3 protein-coding genes are annotated in these 2,428 nt (G+C 66.6%); 2 read left to right on the plus strand and 1 reads right to left on the minus strand.

What is annotated here, in order from left to right; translation table 11 throughout:
* Nucleotides 1-10: 10 nt before the first annotated feature.
* Together WBF82_RS07755 and WBF82_RS07760 are read left to right on the plus strand one after the other, a co-directional pair.
* Nucleotides 11-1,084, plus strand: a complete 1,074-nt coding sequence (locus tag WBF82_RS07755; RefSeq protein WP_424382474.1) for a CaiB/BaiF CoA transferase family protein — start codon at nucleotides 11-13, stop codon at nucleotides 1,082-1,084.
* A 64-nt stretch (nucleotides 1,085-1,148) separates the two neighbouring features.
* Nucleotides 1,149-1,901, plus strand: a complete 753-nt coding sequence (locus WBF82_RS07760) for a 3-hydroxyacyl-CoA dehydrogenase (protein ID WP_424382473.1) — start codon at nucleotides 1,149-1,151, stop codon at nucleotides 1,899-1,901.
* 141 nt (nucleotides 1,902-2,042) lie between these two features.
* Here the strand turns inward: WBF82_RS07760 and WBF82_RS07765 are convergent, their stop codons facing one another.
* Nucleotides 2,043-2,198 (minus strand): hypothetical protein, encoded by a 156-nt coding sequence (locus WBF82_RS07765; protein ID WP_424077930.1) that lies wholly within the window; start codon nucleotides 2,196-2,198, stop codon nucleotides 2,043-2,045.
* Nucleotides 2,199-2,428 lie beyond the last annotated feature (230 nt).

A 2,428-nucleotide genomic window follows, 5' to 3' on the forward strand; every position in this document is an offset into this window, starting at 1 on the left:
GTCGGGAGAGATGGCGGGACCGCTGACAGGGCTGCGAGTCATCGAACTCGCCGGAATCGGGCCGGGCCCGCACGCAGCGATGATCCTCGGCGACCTCGGCGCCGACGTCGTTCGCATCGACCGGCCCGGCGCCAGCGGCACCGACCCGATGCTGCGCAACCGGCGCTTCGTCGTCGCCGACCTCAAGTCCGAGCAGGGTCGCGAGCTTGTTCTCAAGCTCGTCGCGAAGGCCGACGTGCTGATCGAGGGATTCCGGCCGGGCGTCACCGAGCGCCTGGGCCTGGGCCCAGAAGACTGCGCCAAGGTCAACGACCGGCTCATCTACGGCCGGATGACCGGGTGGGGACAAACCGGACCACGCAGCCAGCAGGCCGGTCACGACATCAACTACATCTCGCTCAACGGCGTGCTGCACGCCATCGGTCGAGTCAACGAGCGGCCGGTGCCGCCGCTGAACCTGGTGGGCGACTTCGGCGGCGGGTCGATGTTCCTGCTGCTCGGGATCCTGTCAGCGCTCTGGGAGCGGCAGACGTCTGGCAAAGGCCAGGTTATCGACGCGGCGATGATCGACGGGTCCTCCGTGCTGGTCCAGATGATGTGGGGCATGCGCGCCATGGGTATGTGGACCGACGAGCGCGGCACCAACATGCTGGACACCGGAGCGCCTTACTACGACACCTACGAGTGCGCCGACGGTCGCTATGTCTCGGTGGGTGCCATCGAGTCGCAGTTCTACGCGGCGATGCTGGCCGGGCTGGGCCTGGACGCCGCGGAGCTACCGGCGCAAAACGACCGCAGCCGCTGGCCTGAGCTGCGGGCCCGGTTCACCGAGGTGTTCGCAAGCCGCGACCGCGACCATTGGGCGAAGGTGTTCGCCGATTCCGATGCGTGCGTGACGCCGGTGTTGGCGTTCGGTGAGGTGGAGACCGAGCCCCACATCACCCAGCGGCACACCTTCTACCAGACCAGCGGTGGGCTGCAGCCGTTGCCGGCGCCCCGCTTCTCGCGCACGGCTCCCGGCGAGCCGCGGCCGCCGGGGCAGCCCGGAGCCGACACCGAAGCCGTCCTCAGCGACTGGGTATAGTCCCGACCAACCAGTAGGTCGGCTCCCGTGGGGAGCGGCCCGACCGAACCGAAAGGAACATTGCGTGGAGATCAGGGATGCCGTAGCACTCGTCACCGGTGGGGCCTCCGGGCTGGGGCTGGCCACCACTAAGCGCCTGCTGGACGGTGGCGCGCAGGTGGTGGTGCTCGACCTCAAGGGCGAGGAGGTCGTCCGCGAGCTCGGCGATCGTGCCCGCTTCGCGCCCGCCGACGTCACCGACGAGAAGGCGGTGACCTCGGCGCTGGATATCGCCGAGTCGCTGGGCCCCCTGCGCATCGTGGTGAACTGCGCGGGCACCGGTAACGCCATCCGGGTGCTCGGCAAGGACGGCGTGTTTCCGCTGGACCTGTTCCGAATCGTCGTGGAGATCAACCTGATCGGCACCTTCAACGTGCTGCGGTTGGGCGCCGAGCGGATCGCCAAAAATGACCTGGTCGGTGAAGAGCGCGGTGTCATCATCAACACCGCTTCGGTGGCGGCGTTCGACGGCCAGATCGGACAGGCCGCCTACTCGGCGTCCAAAGGCGGCGTGGTGGGTATGACGCTGCCGATCGCGCGCGACTTGGCCAGCAAGGGCATCCGCGTGATGACGATCGCCCCGGGCCTGTTCGACACCCCGTTGCTGGCCGGCCTGCCCGAGCCGGCCAGGCAGTCGCTCGGCCAGCAGGTGCCGCACCCCAGCCGGCTCGGTAATCCGGACGAGTACGGCGCGCTGGCCGTGCACATCGTGGAGAACCCGATGCTCAACGGGGAGGTCATCCGGCTGGACGGCGCGATTCGGATGGCGCCGCGCTAACGCTGACCGGGCAGCGAGTCAGCCAACGAAAAGGCCCCCGCATCGCGGGGGCCGAAACAAATGGGGCAACGGCGCAAGTGCCTTTGAGGCTCAGCGGTACCTCGTCGCCAGCGCGCCCGATTACAGGCGCGCTATGCCAGATCAGCTCGCAGTCGGCAGCGGGTGCCAGTCGTCGAGTTGCTCCGAGGTCTCGCCTTCTACCAGCACGTCGCCGTGGTAGAGAGCCTCGAAATCAGCCTTGATTACGTCGGCACTCGAATCATCGATCCACATGTAGATGAGCGTATGAGTCGCCATTAAGGAATCTTTGAGTCACGATTCGGAAAACGTTGGCAATATTACCGTCGGGTAGGGTTGTCACGCTGCGGACGCGACGTCCGGCATCCCGGATATTGGTCATGGATCGAATTACCTGGCGATAGGCTCCGCGGAATGTCGTGGTTAACCGGCGTTGCGTTGAACTATCGCGGATGCCGGGTACGTATCTATCGATAAGGCGTTGAGGGGCGCGCTACACACTGCATGAG

The sequence above is a fragment of the Mycobacterium sp. genome (assembly GCF_049673265.1).
GTDB lineage: Bacteria > Actinomycetota > Actinomycetes > Mycobacteriales > Mycobacteriaceae > Mycobacterium.